Origin of the sequence: Pseudomonas sp. AF03-9, assembly GCF_020515815.1 — a bacterium.
In the GTDB taxonomy this organism is placed as follows: Bacteria; Pseudomonadota; Gammaproteobacteria; order Pseudomonadales; family Pseudomonadaceae; genus Aquipseudomonas.
Window position 1 is genome coordinate 95,294 of record NZ_JAHPJF010000019.1, and the last position, 17,096, is coordinate 112,389.

The 17,096-nt window shown below is 61.0% G+C and carries 13 protein-coding genes and 2 riboswitches; of the genes, 9 read left to right on the forward strand and 4 right to left on the reverse strand.

What is annotated here, in order from left to right:
• Window positions 1–9: 9 nt before the first annotated feature.
• The 3 genes from LIY36_RS22610 (at window position 10) to nfuA (ending at window position 4,057) form a co-directional block, all read left to right on the forward strand.
• Complete coding sequence (locus tag LIY36_RS22610; RefSeq protein WP_226457227.1) at window positions 10–2,301, forward strand: fatty acid cis/trans isomerase; 2,292 nt, start codon at window positions 10–12, stop codon at window positions 2,299–2,301.
• Window positions 2,302–2,387: 86 nt separating this feature from the next.
• Window positions 2,388–3,413: an acyltransferase family protein gene (locus LIY36_RS22615; protein ID WP_226457228.1), complete on the forward strand. Its 1,026-nt coding sequence runs from the start codon at window positions 2,388–2,390 to the stop codon at window positions 3,411–3,413.
• Between the two features lie 59 nt (window positions 3,414–3,472).
• Window positions 3,473–4,057, forward strand: coding sequence for a Fe-S biogenesis protein NfuA (nfuA, locus tag LIY36_RS22620; RefSeq protein WP_003190728.1), 585 nt, complete (start codon window positions 3,473–3,475; stop codon window positions 4,055–4,057).
• A 129-nt stretch (window positions 4,058–4,186) separates the two neighbouring features.
• Here the strand turns inward: nfuA and cobM are convergent, their stop codons facing one another.
• The 4 genes from cobM to LIY36_RS22640 all read right to left on the reverse strand — a co-directional run bounded on the left by cobM (window position 4,187) and on the right by LIY36_RS22640 (window position 6,291).
• A complete protein-coding gene (gene cobM / locus LIY36_RS22625; protein WP_226457229.1) occupies window positions 4,187–4,933 on the reverse strand; it encodes a precorrin-4 C(11)-methyltransferase in 747 nt (248 codons plus the stop codon).
• Between the two features lie 70 nt (window positions 4,934–5,003).
• On the reverse strand, window positions 5,004–5,396 hold the full coding sequence (locus LIY36_RS22630; RefSeq protein WP_226457230.1) for a cobalamin biosynthesis protein: 393 nt from the start codon (window positions 5,394–5,396) through the stop codon (window positions 5,004–5,006).
• The gene (locus LIY36_RS22635) at window positions 5,393–6,091 is read right to left on the reverse strand and encodes a CbtA family protein (RefSeq protein ID WP_226457231.1); all 699 of its coding nucleotides are present in this window, start codon (window positions 6,089–6,091) and stop codon (window positions 5,393–5,395) included. Before LIY36_RS22635 ends, LIY36_RS22630 begins: the two co-directional genes overlap by 4 nt.
• Window positions 6,092–6,102: 11 nt before the next feature.
• Window positions 6,103–6,291: a CbtB domain-containing protein gene (locus tag LIY36_RS22640; protein WP_192299684.1), complete on the reverse strand. Its 189-nt coding sequence runs from the start codon at window positions 6,289–6,291 to the stop codon at window positions 6,103–6,105.
• Window positions 6,292–6,388: 97 nt separating this feature from the next.
• Window positions 6,389–6,589, reverse strand: a riboswitch (cobalamin riboswitch).
• A gap of 703 nt (window positions 6,590–7,292) precedes the next feature.
• A riboswitch (cobalamin riboswitch) is annotated at window positions 7,293–7,492 on the forward strand.
• Between the two features lie 93 nt (window positions 7,493–7,585).
• Here LIY36_RS22640 and cobW point away from each other — a divergent pair.
• From cobW to LIY36_RS22670, 6 genes are all read left to right on the forward strand, one after another.
• Complete coding sequence (gene cobW, locus LIY36_RS22645) at window positions 7,586–8,647, forward strand: cobalamin biosynthesis protein CobW (protein WP_305392550.1); 1,062 nt, start codon at window positions 7,586–7,588, stop codon at window positions 8,645–8,647.
• A gap of 3 nt (window positions 8,648–8,650) precedes the next feature.
• Complete coding sequence (gene cobN, locus LIY36_RS22650; RefSeq protein ID WP_226457232.1) at window positions 8,651–12,412, forward strand: cobaltochelatase subunit CobN; 3,762 nt, start codon at window positions 8,651–8,653, stop codon at window positions 12,410–12,412.
• Window positions 12,412–13,410 (forward strand): ATP-binding protein, encoded by a 999-nt coding sequence (locus tag LIY36_RS22655; RefSeq protein ID WP_226457233.1) that lies wholly within the window; start codon window positions 12,412–12,414, stop codon window positions 13,408–13,410. Before cobN ends, LIY36_RS22655 begins: the two co-directional genes overlap by 1 nt.
• A 53-nt stretch (window positions 13,411–13,463) precedes the next feature.
• The gene (locus tag LIY36_RS22660) at window positions 13,464–14,066 is read left to right on the forward strand and encodes a vWA domain-containing protein (RefSeq protein ID WP_226457234.1); all 603 of its coding nucleotides are present in this window, start codon (window positions 13,464–13,466) and stop codon (window positions 14,064–14,066) included.
• 227 nt (window positions 14,067–14,293) lie between these two features.
• On the forward strand, window positions 14,294–16,330 hold the full coding sequence (locus LIY36_RS22665; protein WP_226457235.1) for a lipase family protein: 2,037 nt from the start codon (window positions 14,294–14,296) through the stop codon (window positions 16,328–16,330).
• Window positions 16,323–17,096, forward strand: a 774-nt coding sequence (locus tag LIY36_RS22670; RefSeq protein ID WP_226457236.1) for a hypothetical protein, incomplete at its 3' end; no start/stop codon positions are given. The genes LIY36_RS22665 and LIY36_RS22670, both read left to right, overlap by 8 nt.

Genomic DNA, 17,096 nt, shown 5'->3' on the forward strand with positions numbered 1-17,096 from the left:
ACCGGATACATGTCACTTCGTCTTATCGTCAGCGCCGTTCTGGCCTTGATCGCCAGTACCGCCCAGGCTCAAGGGCCCGCCCCGGAGATTTCCTATACCCGTGATGTTCAGCCGATCTTCACCGAGAAATGTGTGGCGTGCCATGCCTGCTACGACTCGGCCTGCCAGCTCAACCTGGGCAGCGCCGAGGGTGCGGCGCGTGGGGCGAGCAAAGTGCCGGTGTATGACGGCGAGCGCAGCCAGGCCACCCCGACCACCCGATTGTTCTATGACGCCTTTGGCAAAGCCGCTTGGCAGCAGAAAGGCTTCCATTCGGTGCTGGACGCCCAGGGCAGCCAGGCCGCGTTGATGGCGCGCATGCTCGAACTGGGCCACAACGCGCCGCTGCAGCCCAATGCCAAATTGCCTGAAGAGATCGTGCTGGGGCTCAACCGCGAAAACATGTGCGCCATGCCCGGCGAGTTCAATGCCTATGCCGGCGCCCATCCCAAGGAAGGCATGCCATTGGCTGTCACCGGCCTGACCGATCAGCAATACCAGACCCTGCAGCGCTGGCTCGCGTCCGGCGCGCCGATTGATGAGCAGGGCTTGGCGCCGAGTGCCAAGGAAGCCCTGCAAGTGCAGCAGTGGGAGAACCTGCTCAACCAGCCAGGCGCCCGTGAGAGCCTGGTGGCGCGCTGGTTGTTCGAGCATTTGTTCCTCGCTCATATCTATTTCGAGAACGGCGAGCCGGGGCATTTCTTCCAGTGGGTGCGTTCGCGCACGCCCAGTGGCCAGCCGATTGACCTGATCGCCACTCGCCGGCCGAATGATGACCCGGGCACCCGCGTGTATTACCGCCTGTGGCCGGTGCAGGGGGTAATCGTGCATAAGACCCACATCACGTACCCGTTCAGTGCCGAGAAAATGGCGCGGATCAAGGCGCTGTTCTACGCCGGCGACTGGCAGGTCAATGCCTTGCCGGGTTACGGGCCGGGCCGTCGCGCCAATCCGTTCGAAACGTTCGAGGCCATACCGGCCAAGGCGCGTTACCAGTTCATGCTGGATAACGCCGAGTACTTCGTGCGCACCTTTATCCGCGGGCCGGTCTGCCGTGGACAAATCGCCACGGACGTCATCCGCGACAACTTCTGGACCCTGTTCCAGGACCCTGACCACGACCTGTACATCACCGATGCGCGCTATCGTGGCCAGGCCACGCCACTGCTGGCCATGCCGGGGCAGAACGACGACGTCGGCAGTGTGCTCAGCCTGTGGCTGGCCTACCGCGACAAGCGCAACGAATACGAGGCCCTGCGCCGTGACAGTTATGCCGATGTGCCGCCGCCGAGTTGGTCGAGCCTGTGGGCCGGTAATGACAACGCGTTGCTGAGCATCTTCCGCCACTTCGATAGCGCCTCGGTGAACAAGGGCTTGATCGGTGAAGTGCCGCAAACGATGTGGTTGTTCGACTATCCGTTGCTGGAGCGCACCTATTACCAGTTGGCGGTGAACTTCGACGTGTTCGGCAACGTTTCGCACCAAGCCCAGACACGCCTGTATTTCGACCTGATCCGCAACGGTGCCGAGCAGAACTTCTTGCGGTTGATGCCGGCGAACTCCCGCGACGATTTCCTCGATGACTGGTATCAGAACAGCGGCAAACTCAAGTTGTGGCTGGACTACGAAGCTATTGACGACGACAAGCCGAGCGGCTTGCACCTGGACGCCAAAGACCCGAAACGCGACTTCGCCAACCAATTGCTCAGCCGCTACGGCGACCTCAACGCCAGCCCGGACCCGATCAACCGCTGCAACGGCGCCTACTGCTCGCGTGACGGCATCAATCCGGCACTACAGGATGCCGAGCAGGCCCTCAGCCGATTGACCTCACGCCCGGCGGCGGGGCTCAAGGTTATCGACCAATTGCCGGAAGCGACGATGCTGCGCATCGAAACCAGCAATGGCAAGCGCGTGTTCTATAGCATGCTGCGCAACCGTGCCCACAGTAACGTGGCGTTCCTGCTGGGTGAGGCCTATCGCTACCAGCCGGGCCTGGACACCGTGACCATCTATCCCGGCGTGCTGAGCAGCTACCCGAACTTCATGTTCAATATTCCGGCGCAGGATGTGCCTGAGTTCGTCGCCGAAATGGAGCGGGCCAAGGACGCCGATCGCTTTGAAAAAATCGTCGATCATTGGGGTGTGCGTCGCAGTCATCCATTGTTCTGGCAGTACTTCCACGATTTATCGCAGTACATCCGCGAAACCACGCCGGTGGAAGAGGGCGTGCTGGACATGAATCGCTATGAAAACCTATAAAGGTTTCAGTGATCCGCTCATCCCTCTAGGCGGGTGCTGAAGCAGTCGGATATCTACCATGCAGCAATGGAAAAGGTACCCCGAAGATGCTGGTTTCAGTGCAGGCACTACGCGCCTTGGCGGCTTGGGTTGTGGTGGGGCATCACTTCATCCAGGTGTTTTTCAACTTTGAGGTCGATACCCCGCTGGCCTATTTGTTCGCCGATAAAGGTGCCATCGGCGTGGACGTGTTCTTTGTCATCAGTGGCCTGGTGATTTTTCTCGCAACAGCCGACAAGGCACTGACACCAGGGCGTTTCATGCTCATGCGCGTGGCCAGGATCGCTCCCGCGTATTGGTTCTATACGCTGCTCATGGCGTTACTGGTCATGACGGTGCCTTCGATGTTTCCAGAAACGTATGTGGTGCCCAGCCATGTGCTGCAGTCGCTGCTGTTTATTCCGGCTGAACACCCCGGCGGCTTTGGGCGTTATCCGCTAGTGGATGTCGGCTGGACCCTTAACTTCGAGATGCTGTTTTATGGGCTGTTCGCCCTGACCTTGTGGTTTCGCAGGGCCTACCGGTTGTGGATAGTCGCCACACTGCTGTACCTGGTGTGTGGCGGAGTCAGCCCCGCCTTCGACCTGTTTGGCGGTTTTTACCGCAACGACATTGTCCTCGAATTCCTGATGGGCATCGTCATCGGCATGCTGTATCACCGTGGCCTGTGCCGAGCCCCGGCGTGGTTGCCGTTGCTGGGTATCGTGGCGGCCTTGGCCGCGATTTATCACGGCGCGGACGTTCCGCGCGCGCTGGAGTGGGGGGTGCCCAGCGCGATATTGGTCATCTGCTTTGTCACGCTGGAGCCTTTTTTTCGTCATTCGCGTGTCCTGAAGATGCTCGGAGATTGCTCCTACTCGGTGTATTTGCTCCACACCATGGTGCTGTGCGCCGGGCGATGGTTTGCCGAGCGCACGGGCGTTGATCCCTACGTGATGCTGCCCGTTTGCATCCTGGTGACGGCGTTCGCCTCATTTGGCAGCTACCACTGGCTGGAAAAAGCGGCGTACAGCAGGCTCAAGCAGTGGTTGGGCATTGATCAGCCGCCCATCCTTTCCCGACAAAAATACTAGGACTTTGTACCTGCGTAATATTTTGGCGTAAACTGCCGGCAAGCCTGTGAGGAGTTTCCATGACTGCCATAACCATTACCGACGCCGCCCACGATTACCTGGCTGACCTGCTGTCCAAGCAGAACACCCCGGGTATCGGTATCCGCGTCTTTATCACCCAGCCTGGCACCCAGTACGCCGAGACGTGCATTGCCTACTGCAAGCCAGGTGAAGAGAAGCCTGAAGACACCGCGCTGGGGCTGAAAAGCTTTACCGCGTATATCGACGCCTTCAGCGAAGCCTTCCTCGACGACGCCGTAGTCGACTACGCCACCGATCGCATGGGCGGCCAATTGACAATCAAAGCGCCCAACGCCAAGGTGCCAAATGTCAACGCTGACAGCCCGGTGAACGAGCGTATCAACTACTACCTGCAGACCGAGATCAACCCGGGGCTGGCCAGCCACGGCGGCCAGGTCAGCCTGATCGATGTCGTGGACGACGGCATCGCGGTGCTCAAGTTCGGTGGTGGTTGCCAGGGCTGCGGCCAGGCGGACGTGACCCTGCGCGAAGGTATCGAGCGCACCCTGCTGGAGCGTATTCCAGAGCTTAAAGGTGTACGTGACGTGACCGACCACACGCAGAAAGAAAACGCCTACTACTGAGTCAGGTGTTCACTGCGAAGAAAAAACGGCGCCCCGTGAGCGCTGTTTTTTTATGCATGATTTTCAACGCCTTACGCTGTTTTTCTAACAAATTGGTTTAGGTGTGGGAGTGGGCTTGCCCGTATTCCGTCAAGGGCGGTAAAGGTGTGCGTGGCCTGCCCGGTACAGCGACGACTCGCTGAAACTGTCACTGGCCAACACCCGGCCCACCACAATCAGTGCGGTACGCCGAAACCCCTTGGCTGCGACCTTCTCGGCAATATTACTCAAGGTCCCGACCGCCCAATCCTGATCCGGCCACGTCGCCCGGTGCACCACCGCAATCGGGCAATCAGCGCCATAGTGCGGCAGCAGTTCAGCGACGATTTTCTCCAGATGGTTGACCCCCAGGTGAATCGCCATGGTCGTGCCGTGCCGCGCCAGGCTGTCGAAGTCCTCGCCGGGGGGCATGCTGGTCTTATCCGCATAACGGGTCAGGATGACGCTCTGGGCGATGTCCGGAAGCGTCAGCTCGGTCTCCAGTAGCGCCGCGCAGGCGGCCACGGCGGTGACGCCAGGGATGATCTGGAAAGGGATGCCCAGCTCGCGCAAACAGCGGATCTGCTCGCCAATCGCGCCATACAGGCTCGGATCGCCGGAGTGCACACGTGCCACATCCTGGCCTTTGGCGTGGGCGGTTTTGATCAGTTCGATGATCTGTTCCAGATGCAACTCAGCGCTGTTGACGACGATTCCTGCCTGGTGACCTTCCAAAACCGCCGCTGGCACCAGGGAGCCGGCGTAGATGATCACCGGGCAACTGCGGATCAGCCGCTGGCCTTTTACGGTGATCAATTCCGGGTCGCCGGGGCCTGCGCCGATGAAGTAGACGGTCATGGGGAATTCCTGGTGAAAAGCGGGCGAGCATGAAGATTGCTCATGATCGGGAAGGGCGATTATCGGGATTTTAGTCGGCGCAAGCCAACGCAAAGGTGGCCTGGGCGGTTTTTTTGCGGGTGATCAGCAGGCGCGCAGGCGCGCCAGTGAGGTGCTCGGCCAGTGCCAGGGCGGCGCTTTCGGCGATGCCGTAACAGCCGGTATGGGCGAAAGCGACAGCGGATCTGTGGCTCAGGCGGTCGGCATAAACCCCTAGCCCGGCCGCGCTGAAGCAGTGCAGTGGCAGGTTCAACAGCGCGGCCAGGGCGAGTAATCCGGGTTCATCACGTTTGCGATCAATACTCGCCAAGGCCGTAACGTGCCGGCGCTCGATACCACCCTCGGCGAGGGCGGCGTCGAACAGGCTCAGCAGGGTGTGAACATCACAACCCCGCTGGCAGCCCAGGCCGGCCACCAGGGTCATGCCGAGTATTGATCGTCACGGTTGCGGCGGAACAGCCAGGCGCTGATCAGGCCCAGAGCCAGCCAGAACGCCACGTTGGTCAACTGCGATGTGATCTTGAACTGCGCTTCCAGCGCTTCTGGTGCCAGCATCGAATGCACTTCCGGTTGCGGTGCGCCAATCACGTGGGGAACCACCAGGATTGCCGCCCCCAGTGCTTTGAGCAGCCAGTTGCGACCGAATACGATCAGCGCGATACCGGCGGCGGTGGACGCTGCGGTACCGATCCACCACGTCTGGCGCAGTGCGAGGTCGGCGGCAGCCGTGCCCGGTAGCTCAGGCGGCAGCCCCAGGGTCGGTGCCAGTACGAAGGTCGCGTAACCAGCCAGCCCCCATAGCAGCCCTTGGGCGGTGCGGGTTGGCGCGCGCAGGGTGTACAGACCGGCGAGCATCAGTGCGAAACCGACCGCCACTACCAGGTTGCCACCTGTGGTAGAGAGTACGCGCTGCCAGCCGTCTTCCGGCTCCCAGGCTTCGGCGTCGTGGGTATGGGCAGCGGTGCCGGCGGTATGCTCGTGCATCACCTCGGCAGGGGCTTTTTCAAAGGTTTCCGCCTGCAAAATCAGCGGGGCGACCCAGAAACTTTGCAGCAGGGTCAGCAGCAGGGCGGCCAAAAGTCCGGTGAACCCTGCGGTTTGCGCAATACGCTTGATCATGTCGGCAGGTCTCAATGGCACGGGAACGCGGCGCTGTGGCGGGTATCGTGGGCAGCGTTGTGCACCGCCTCGATATGCGAGAAACCGGCGAAATACACCAGGCACGCGCCGAGGATCGACGCACCGATGGCGGCGGTCAGGCGTTGGCTCAGGGTAGAGGTGCGGCTGGCGGAGTGCGAGGTGCTGCTGATGATCGACATGGCGCGTCCCTTTCAGGTGTCTGGGTGAAACGAGCGCATGAAAACCCCGCGAGCCAGGCACGCAGGGTTCTGAACAGCGCCCGCCCACCGCGGGTTTGTTATCTGATTTTTTCGGGCCGGTCTCCGGGCTTGCGAGGGGCTCAATGCCTGAAAACGTCGCCTTCCCATGCCTTGGGCACAGTGGATATGACGTTTCGCTCGCTTACCGTTGCGGGGGCAGCACCGGACTGTCATGCGTACATGAGTCACCGGTTTCCCGTTTCACCCTTTGCAGGGCACCCGAAACAAGATGTGTAGGAGAGCATGGGGGTGGGAGGGGAGTCAATTGGGATGTGGTTTTTGGTGGTGGTGGTGGTGGTGGTGTACATATCCGTTTCTTCGGTAACGGCCGCTTATGGTTCCGCTCTTACAGCGGGTCACTTTGGAAAAGCCCCAAAGTAACCAAAGGGCTCTTGCCCCAACACTCGGCACCTCGCCTAGGCTCGGTGTGCCCTCACTCCGGCTTGAATCCGTGGGCCGCCGTCATGGGCCATCCCTGGCCCAGGACGGCTAACCCGGCGTCCTGCCGGGTTGCCCACGGATTCAAGCCTGCGTTCGGCCAGCGTGTTTAACGGGGCAAGTGAGATCAAAAGCCAGAGCGCGGCGGCCTTAGAGCCGACCGGTATTTTTTATGGTGTTCACCCTCGACTGTGGGAGCTGGCTAGCCTGCGATGCAGGCGCCTCGGTACATCAGGCACACCCAGTTGATGCCATCGCAGGCAAGCCAGTTCCCACAGGGGAACCCGCCCGCTTTCTCGATCAGGCCGGCTGTCAGGCCGCCCAAATCCATGTCGGATTAAGGGCACACCGAGTCTGGGCGAGGTGCCGAGTGTTGGGGCAAGAGCCCTTTGGTTACTTTTGGGCTCTTTCCTAAAGTGAGCTGCCGTAAGGAGTCGCCGTTACCTAAATAACGGATATGTACACGAACCCAACCCCATCATTGACCATCCCCCAAGCACTGCGTAGCCTTGCACCCTCGAGGTTCTTCGGCCCAGGCCGAAGCTAAGAAGGGAACGCGGTCCAAGCCGCGGCTGCCCCCGCAACTGTAAAGGGTCCAGTTGACTGCCACGCCACTGCCGACAAGGCGGGAAGGCGCAGCCAGCGCCGGTCGCAAGACCTGCAAGCCCCAAGCCAGGAGACCTGCCTCGCAATCGATTTTTCAATTCAACCGGGCGGGGTGATCCGGTGACGAAATCCGCTGCTGCGCACTGTCGCAGGGCCTATCGTCCCGTATGCCCGCCCCCAAGGGCATCCGATGAAAACACTGGCCAAACTCCCCGTCACCATCGTTACCGGCTTTCTTGGCTCGGGCAAAACCACCTTGCTGCGCCATATGCTCGACAACGCCCAGGGCCGTCGTATCGCCGTGATCGTCAACGAATTCGGCGAGTTGGGCATTGACGGTGAAATCCTCAAGCAGTGCTCCATCGGTTGCACCGAAGAAGAAGCCAACGGCCGTGTCTACGAGCTGGCCAACGGCTGCCTGTGCTGCACCGTGCAGGAAGAGTTCTTCCCGGTGATGCGCGAGCTGGTTGCCCGGCGCGGCGACCTCGACCATATCCTCATTGAAACCTCCGGCCTGGCTCTGCCAAAACCCCTGGTACAAGCCTTCCAATGGCCGGAAATCCGTAGCGCCTGCACGGTTGACGCGGTGATCACCGTGGTCGATAGCCCAGCCGTGGCCGCCGGCACCTTCGCCGCATTCCCGGACCAAGTCGACGCCCAGCGCAAACTCGACCCGAACCTGGACCACGAATCGCCGCTGCACGAATTGTTCGCCGACCAACTGGCCAGCGCCGACTTGGTGATCCTCAACAAATCCGACCTGATCAGCCCGGAAGACCTGGCCCGTGTGCGCCTGGAAGTCGCCGAAGAACTGCCGCCGGCCGTGAAGATCATCGAAGCCAGCAGCGGCCGTCTGCCGCTGGACGTGCTGATTGGCCTGGGCGCCGGCGCCGAAGAGCATATCGACGCTCGCCACAGCCATCACGATCATCACCACGAAGGTGAAGACGACCACGACCACGACGCCTTCGACTCGATTTCCATCGACCTGCCGCAAGCCGACGAGGCGCTTTTGCTCGACGCCCTGACCCAGCTGGTGGTGCAACACGGCATCCTGCGCGTCAAAGGCTTCGCCGCGATCCCGAACAAGCCGATGCGCCTGCTGATCCAGGGCGTAGGCACGCGTTTCGATAAGCACTTCGATCGCGCCTGGGCTGCCGACGAAGCACGCATCACACGTCTGGTACTGATCGGTCAGGACCTCGATGCGGCGGGTCTCGAAGCGCAACTGCGCGCTGCGCTCAGCGTTTAACCCATGCACCTGCTCAGGACCCAGCCCGGTGGTTTCGTCTCGGACGACAATATTGCCGACCTTGGCCAAACCCCCGCTGAACTGGTGATCCTGTGCAGCGGCGACTCCAGCCTGGCGCTGCTGGCCGAAGCGGCCCAGCAGTTGCCCGACGATTACCCGAGCCTGCGCCTGGCCAACCCCATGCAGGTGCAGAACCACGCCTCGGTCGACCTGTATGTCGACGAGGTGTTGCGCCACGCCAAGGTCATCCTGATCTCGCTGCATGGTGGCATCGGCTATTGGCGTTACGGTATCGAGCGTCTGGTGGAGCTGGCCGAACGCGGTGTACAACTGATCCTGGTGCCGGGCGACGATCGCCCCGACCCGGAACTCAGCGGTTTGAGCACCGTTGGCGCACAAGAACGTGATCGCCTGTGGCACTTCCTGCGCCAGGGTGGCTTGGGCAATGCGCTGGATTTCTATCGCTGCCTGGCCAGCGCTTACCTGGGGCGCGACTATGCCTGGGCCGAGCCGCAAACCCTGCCGCGCACGGCGATTTATCACCCGCACAAAGCCAACCCCCGCTTGAATGACTGGCAGGCGGATTGGCAGGCCGAGTTTCCGGTGGCCGCGGTGCTGTTCTACCGCTCTCACTTGCAGGCCGCCAATACCGGTTTTATCGATGTGTTTTGCCAACGCTTGCAGGCTGCGGGTCTGAACCCGTTGCCGATAGCGGTGGCCAGTTTGAAAGAGCCCGGCTGCCTGACGGTCGTCGAGGACCTGCTCGATGAGGTCGGCGCGGGGCTGATCCTGAACACCACCGGGTTTGCCCAATCCAGTCCGGAAGCGCCGCATTTGCGCCCGTTTCGCCGCAATATCCCGGTGATCCAGGCGATTTGCGCCCAAGACAACGAGCCGGGCTGGCAGGCCAGTGAACAAGGCCTGGGCCCGCGCGACTTGGCGATGCACATTGCCTTGCCGGAGCTGGACGGGCGCATCATCAGCCGGCCGATCAGCTTCAAGGATCTGGCCTGGCGCAGTGAGCGCAGCCAGTCGGATGTGGTGTGTTACCGCGCCGCGCCCGAGCGCATGGATTTTGTTGCCGAACTGGCGCGTCGTTGGGTCGAATTGGCACGGGTGCCGAATGCGCAGAAACGCATCGCGCTGATCCTCGCCAACTACCCGACCCGCGACGGCCGTATCGGCAACGGCGTGGGCCTGGACACACCGGCGGCGGCGCTGAACATCCTGCGTGCCCTGCAAGCCGAAGGGTATCCGCTGCCCGCCGAATTGCCCCCGAGTGGAACGGCCCTGATCCATGACCTGCTCGGTGGCGTCACCAACGACCTCGACAGTATTGATCTGCGTCCCTGTCACCAAAGCCTGGGCCTGGACGACTATGAGGCGATGTTCAAACGCCTGCCCGAAGCCAATCGCCAGGCGGTTATTGAGCGTTGGGGCGCGCCCCATAACGATCCGATGTTCCGCGACGGCCGCATGATGATCGCCGGCCTGCGCCTGGGCCTGACTTTCGTCGGCATCCAGCCTGCGCGGGGTTATCAGGTGGACGCCAGCGCGGTGTACCACGATCCCGATCTGGTGCCGCCTCATGGCTACCTGGCGTTCTACTTCTGGCTGCGTCACACCTATGGCGCCCACGGCGTGATCCATGTGGGCAAGCACGGCAACCTGGAATGGCTGCCGGGCAAGGGCGTTGGCCTGTCGGAAAACTGCTGGCCCGATGCGCTGCTGGGGCCGTTGCCGAATATCTACCCGTTTATCGTCAACGATCCGGGCGAGGGTGCCCAGGCCAAACGCCGCACCCAGGCGGTGATCATCGACCACCTGATGCCGCCGCTGACCCGTGCCGAAACCTACGGCCCATTGCGTGACCTGGAACTGCTGGCGGACGAGTATTACGAAGCGCAACTGCTCGATCCTCGCCGCGCCCTCGAGCTGCAAAAGGACATCCTCAAGTTGGTGCGCGAAACCCGCATCGACCAAGAGCTTGAACTGGATAAAGAAGCTGACGCCGCCATCTGGCTCCCGCGCCTCGACACTTATCTGTGTGACTTGAAGGAGTCACAGATCCGCGACGGCCTGCACATTTTTGGCGAGTCGCCTGACGGCCGTTTGCGCATCGACACTTTGCTCGCGCTGCTGCGTATCCCCCGTGGTGATGGGCGCGGTGCGCAGTCGAGTTTGCTGCGGGTATTGGCCAAGGCCTTCGAGTTGGGCTTCGATCCGTTGGATTGTGCACTCGCCGAACCCTGGACCGGTCGTCGTCCCCTGGTGTTGCAGAAGATCGACCCGCAGTTGTGGCGTACCGCCGGCGATACCCGCGAGCGCCTGGAGCTCTACGCGGCGCGCTTGATCGAACAGGCTCTGGAAGGCCCGCTTGAGCAACTGGAGGAGCCTGGCTGGGAAGGCGTGAAGGCCGTCATTGAAAGCCTGCGCATCGTCGTTGCGCCGCGCCTGGATGCCTGTGGCCCGGCGGAAATGCGCGGCCTGCTGGATGCCTTGAGCGGGCGGTTCGTGCCGGCGGGGCCGAGCGGTGCGCCGAGTCGCGGGCGCCTGGATGTACTGCCCACCGGGCGTAACTTTTTCACGGTGGACGTGCGCAACCTGCCGACCACCACGGCCTGGCGCATCGGTTTTCAATCCGCCAACCTGATCCTTGAGCGGCACTTGCAGGATCACGGCGATCACCTGCGCCAGCTCGGTTTGTCGGTATGGGGCACGGCCACCATGCGCACCGGCGGCGACGATATTGCCCAGGCCATGGCGCTGATGGGCGTGCGCCCGGTCTGGGCCACGGGCAGCCAGCGGGTGGATGACTTTGAAATCCTGCCGATCAGCCTGCTGGACCGCCCGCGTGTTGACGTCACGCTGCGGGTGTCGGGATTCTTCCGTGATGCCTTCGCCAACCTGATCCGCCTGTTCGATGCGGCGGTGCAGGCGGTGGCGGCATTGGACGAGCCGGACGATCTGAACCCGTTGGCGGCCAAGGTGCGCAGTGAGCGCGAGGCGTTGCTGGCGTCTGGCCTGGACGCAGAAGCTGCGGCGAAACAGGCCGGCTGGCGCATCTTCGGCGCCAAGCCCGGAGCCTATGGCGCGGGCGTGCAGGGTGCGATCGACGGGCGCCTGTGGCAAAGCCGCGAGGACTTGGCCGAGGTCTACCTGAACTGGGGCGGCTATGCGTATGGCGGCTCCGACGAGGGCACCGCCGCCCGTGGGCAGTTTGCCCAGCGCCTGAGCCAGGTACAGGCGGTATTGCAGAACCAGGACAACCGCGAGCATGACGTGCTCGATTCCAACGACTACTACCAATTCCAGGGCGGCATGCTCGCTGCCGTGGAAACCCTGAGCGGCGACAAGGCCGCCAGTTACCATGGCGACCACAGCCAGCCGGACTTGCCGAAAATCCGTACCTTGAAGGAAGAGCTGAACCGGGTGATCCGCTCCCGCGCCGCCAACCCCAAGTGGATCGAAGGCGTGAAACGCCACGGCTATAAAGGTGCGTTTGAAATGGCTGCGACCGTGGACAACCTGTTCGCTTTCGACGCCACCACCGCGCTGATCGACGATCACCAATACGCGCTGCTTGCCGACGCCTATTTGCTCGACCCCGACACCCGCGCCTTTGTGCAGCAACACAACCCCGCCGCCCTGCGTGACATGGCCGAACGCATGCTTGAAGCCCAGCAGCGCGGCATGTGGCAGGAGCCGGGGGCTTACCGTGAGGCGTTGGAAAACCTGTTGCTGGATATAGAAGAAGACAGCTGATGACTGATATCCCCCATTTCCCGCTGTCCGCCGTGGTCGGCGCCGACGCATTGAAACTGGCGCTGTGCCTCACCGCCATCGACCCGAAGATCGGCGGTGTGCTGATCGAAGGCCCGCGTGGCATGGCCAAGTCCACCCTGGCGCGGGGCTTGGCGGACCTGCTGGTCAGTGGCCAGTTTGTCACCTTGCCGCTGGGCGCGACTGAAGAGCGTCTTGTTGGCACGCTGGATCTGGACGCGGCATTGGGTGAGGGGCGGGCGCAGTTTTCGCCGGGGGTGTTGGCCAAGGCTGATGGCGGCGTGCTGTATGTCGACGAAGTCAATCTGCTGCCCGACCATCTGGTGGATCTGTTACTGGACGTGGCTGCCAGCGGCACCAATCTGATCGAGCGTGACGGCATTTCCCATCGCCATTCGGCGCGTTTCGTACTGATCGGCACGATGAACCCGGAGGAGGGCGAACTGCGCCCGCAACTGCTTGATCGCTTCGGCTTTAACGTGGCGCTGAGCGGGCAGACCTTGCCCACGGAACGCGGGCAGATCATCCGTCGGCGCTTGGATTTTGACACTGACCCCGCGGCGTTCTGCGCGCAGTGGGCCGAGCAACAAGCCGCTCTACAGAGGCGCTGCACCGAGGCGCGAGCGCGGCTTGAGGCTATTGCGCTGGATGACCAGACCTTGGCGCAGATCACCGAGCGTTGTTTCGCCGCCGGCGTCGACGGCTTGCGCGCGGACTTGGTCTGGCTGCGCGGCGCCAGGGCCCATGCGGCCTGGCGTGGTGCCAGCGCCATTGACGAAGAGGACATCGAGGCCGTCGCCGACTTTGCCTTGCGCCATCGCCGCCAAGAGCAATCTCCGCCGGCCAGCCCGCCGAATCAAGGGCAATCCCCCAAGTCCTCTGACACCTCTCCCGGCCAAGGCCAATGGGGCGACATGCCCGCCGCCGCCTTACCCACGGGCGCCCGGCGGGAAGTCCCCACCTGGCCAAAAAAGCCCTAGGCATTCGCCCTCGACCTGACGCGGGGGCGGATGCCCGACCCAAGGCAGGACGCGTGGACAAAGGCCGGCACGGCAAGGCACGTAGCGCGCAGTACGGCTCGATCAACTGGCCGGGCACCCTGCTCGGCGGCCGCCCGCAATCGCGGGAGGACTTGCTGTTTCACCTGCGCAGCCGCTCGGCCCATGAGCTGTGGCTGGTGATCGTCGATGCCTCGGCCTCCACCCGCCGCCATCAAGCATTGACCGACGCCAAGGGCTTACTGGCCCAGTTGTTTGACGACGCCTATCGCCAACGTGCGCGCATGGCGTTGCTGACGGCCAGTGGGCACGCGCCCACGTGGCAAGTGCAGGGTCTGAAGGCCGCCAAAGGCTTGGCGGGCTGGCTGGCCCAACTCGGCGCTGGCGGAGGCACGCCGCTGCTCGCCGCACTGACCGAGGCCGGACATTGGTTGGCGGCGCGGCGTAAACGCTATCCGGCTGAGCAACAGCGCTTGTTGCTGATTACTGATGGGCGACTCAAGGCTATCGACGGGTTGCCGCTGTTGGAGTGCCCTGGGTTGCTGGTGGATATCGAGCGCGGGCCGATCAGGTTGGGTCGGGCGCAAGCGCTGGCTGCGGGGCTGAAAATTGATTACCGGCATATCGATGGTTTGTAGGTCTTGAAGGGAGATCGGGAAGGGTCGCTCTTGTAAAGTCGAATCTTCCGACATTCATCGTTGATAGCAACTCTTTACTCTGTGGGCCTTCACGCGTTCAGGGGTAAAGGGATGAATTCCTGCGTAATACAGGGTGTTTGTTATTGCCACGCCTTGGCAGGCAAGACGCTCCGTTCAACTCGCCACTTGGCTGCCCCCGCGCGTACCACTCTCGATCAAGGGCTGGTATGAACGACTCACTGCATTACACGGATACGCTCAATCCCTTCAAGGACTTTATTGGCGGCAAGCAGATCCAGCATTGGGTCGAGTTCCAGTTGGTTGACGAACTAGGCCAACCTTTGGCGAATCTGCCTTATCGTGCGGCGAACGAGGCTTCGCGTGGGGGCTATGTGCCTGAGTTCGCGGGGTATACCGATGCCGAGGGCGTGATTCGTCTCGAGGGTCTGCATCCCCTGCCCATTACGTTGTGGGTGGGAGCAGACCTGCTGGCCGAGCAACTGCAAACCCGGCGCCTACGTGCTGTACGTGCAGAGCCACCCCGCCCGGGAATAGGCGACCGTACGCCGTTGTATGGGCCTCAGCGTGCGGGGTTCTCGCCGTTTGAAAAGGCTGCGCTTGCGAAAGGTCACGACTACCACTATTTACGGATCGGGCAGTTATGCGATCGGCGGCCCACCTTTCAGCCACCGTTGGCTGATCCGCGTGAGCTTCCTGCGTTTCACTTTCCTGATGAGACGTTCGGTGGTTTTACTGTGAGCGGCGATCACCTGGACCGTCGGCATGTACTGGAAGTCTGCCCGTTTCGCGCGTGGTCGCTGGTTTTGCATCATCAGGAGGAGTACAGCCTGGTGAATGCTTACAACCTGGGGTTGATGAGTATTTTGGCGTATAGCACGCGGAGCGAAAGCGAGCTGGGTTCCGCCAACGAACTCTTCGAGCAGCAATGTCTAGATTTATCACGCACTCCACGTGTTTGGGACAACGGTCAGGCGTGGCCTTGTGTTGTGGTGGATGTGCCGTTCAGCGAGCGCTATACAGCGGTCAAATCTTTGGATACGGATAAAGCTGATCCGCCGGAAGGTCATACTCAACTGTTTTACGTCATCAGTGCATCCCAAGTGTTAGTGGCTTGGCGCGGTACAGAAATGGAGGGGCTTGCAGACTTAATCACCGATGCAACCTTTCGTCCTGTAAAACCTGAGATTGCAGCGCTGTGTGAGCCCAAGGTTCCTTGTCCAGACCTGACCTCTGTGGGTAGTGTGCATCTTGGTTTTCGTGATGCCTTTGAAGTTGCACGAAGGGTTTTTGCCAGGGACTTGGGTGAGACAGTTCTTACGGATATTGATAGTAAAAAACTATTCATTTGCGGCCACAGCCTCGGCGGTGCTCTCGGCCTAATCCACGCCGCTTCGTTACTCAAACATGACCCCTTGCTATACACCTACGGCATGCCCCGCACCTTCACCCTGCACGCCGTGCAATACCTAGGGGATCTTTGGCACTTCCGTCATGTCAACGACACTGATTTGATCCCACGCGTGCCCCCCGAGGCTGCGCTGGACAATGACCTGTATGACCGATACGGCCCACTTGGCAACGTATTCGGACTTCAACGGTCAGTAGGCCAAGCGTTAATTGGCATGGTGTACAAGCACGAGAACGCGTTCAGCCATCACGGCAAGATCGCCATGTTCTTCAAGGCTGAACAACACCATTATCAAGAGTTCGGGTCATACCCCGCCTATCGAAAGCCGGATGGCACACCCATTCGCGGCACGATCACTGCTGAGTTACCTGAGAAAGCCAAGCTGTATCTGGTGCCCAGTCTCAGTGAAACCGATGAACAAGAAGCCGAGGAGGCTACGCGGCGTTTCAACGCTTCGCTGAGTCCTGAAAACCGTGCCCGGTACTTTCCGCACTACAGCAACACCCCAGTGGGCCGCGTGTTGCGGATTGGCGACCACTTCATGTCGCAGTACCAACCCTATATCCACAACCAATTGCTGGAATCCATCAATCCAGCGCGCGAACCCTTGCTGGAGCGCCAGATACAACGGCGCAAATTCGAACAGCAGATTAAGGACTACTACGGGCGTGTTCCTGAGGAGGAGTTGGCTCGCAACCGTGTGTTTCTCGACTTGCAGCGTTTGGTGGATAAAGCCCTGCGTGTCACAAAGCAAGCCGATGGGGGCAAAGAAGCACTAGAGCGTTTTGATGCCATCGCCGATCCACGGGCCTATTACGAGAAAACCTATGGTTAAGCAAATCAATGCGCTTAAGAACTCAACCAGCGCCCTCCGACTGGCCGTGGTCATGTGCACACTTCTTTTCACTGTTGGTGGTTGCCGTCAGGACTACAGCCTGTCACCGCCTGCTGATAGTGAAAAGATAACCGTGACGGTAAAGCTGCCGGAGGGACTGAAAAATAAAACCATGTGGGTCATGTATCGTTCGGCCACCTGTAAACACATCAGCATTGGAGCCAGCGGCCAGCGCACCGAACAGGATGGTCACCACTCGATTTACAGGGAATTAGAGCGGCAGGGGCAAAGCGACCTCTATCAGGTGGAACTTCCAAAGGATGGTGGTGGCGCGTGCCGCTGGCATCTGGCGAATGTGACCTTTGGCGTGGAATATGCCGACCTGACCCGTTTTGGCGAGAATGTGATTTGGGGGGGAGGTGGTGGCGTAGTAGTAATGTTTGACCACAATAATTCGCCACGAGGGGGCGCGGACTTCAAAGTTGACGGGGATCTAACAATCCGTAAGGACTATTACCCTTGGTTGAGTGAAGCCTTTATAGGCGGTTATAAAAAACATATCAGTCTAGCCGGTGAAGGGCCCATCTATCTGAAGTATCAAGCGTTACAGGCTAACCGTATCTATTTTGAGCCTGTGTTTCATTCGGACTATCGTGTTTTCTCCGCTCAACCGAGAGAGAGAAAAGAGGGTGATTACACAAAATTTACCTACCCCGACGGCAGTGTCGTAGCCGATGGTCGATCACAGCCCGACTTTTTAAAGCTT

What these genes read in the sequence shown, in the direction of transcription:
- cobW (WP_305392550.1), top strand. Translation starts at nt 7,586, where the DNA reads ATGAAAACACTGGCCAAACTCCCCGTCACCATCGTTACCGGCTTTCTT.
- LIY36_RS22635 (WP_226457231.1), bottom strand. Translation starts at nt 6,091, where the DNA reads ATGATCAAGCGTATTGCGCAAACCGCAGGGTTCACCGGACTTTTGGCC.
- cobN (WP_226457232.1), top strand. Translation starts at nt 8,651, where the DNA reads ATGCACCTGCTCAGGACCCAGCCCGGTGGTTTCGTCTCGGACGACAAT.
- LIY36_RS22655 (WP_226457233.1), top strand. Translation starts at nt 12,412, where the DNA reads ATGACTGATATCCCCCATTTCCCGCTGTCCGCCGTGGTCGGCGCCGAC.
- LIY36_RS22640 (WP_192299684.1), bottom strand. Translation starts at nt 6,291, where the DNA reads ATGTCGATCATCAGCAGCACCTCGCACTCCGCCAGCCGCACCTCTACC.
- LIY36_RS22615 (WP_226457228.1), top strand. Translation starts at nt 2,388, where the DNA reads ATGCTGGTTTCAGTGCAGGCACTACGCGCCTTGGCGGCTTGGGTTGTG.
- LIY36_RS22630 (WP_226457230.1), bottom strand. Translation starts at nt 5,396, where the DNA reads ATGACCCTGGTGGCCGGCCTGGGCTGCCAGCGGGGTTGTGATGTTCAC.
- LIY36_RS22665 (WP_226457235.1), top strand. Translation starts at nt 14,294, where the DNA reads ATGAACGACTCACTGCATTACACGGATACGCTCAATCCCTTCAAGGAC.
- cobM (WP_226457229.1), bottom strand. Translation starts at nt 4,933, where the DNA reads ATGACCGTCTACTTCATCGGCGCAGGCCCCGGCGACCCGGAATTGATC.
- LIY36_RS22610 (WP_226457227.1), top strand. Translation starts at nt 10, where the DNA reads ATGTCACTTCGTCTTATCGTCAGCGCCGTTCTGGCCTTGATCGCCAGT.
- nfuA (WP_003190728.1), top strand. Translation starts at nt 3,473, where the DNA reads ATGACTGCCATAACCATTACCGACGCCGCCCACGATTACCTGGCTGAC.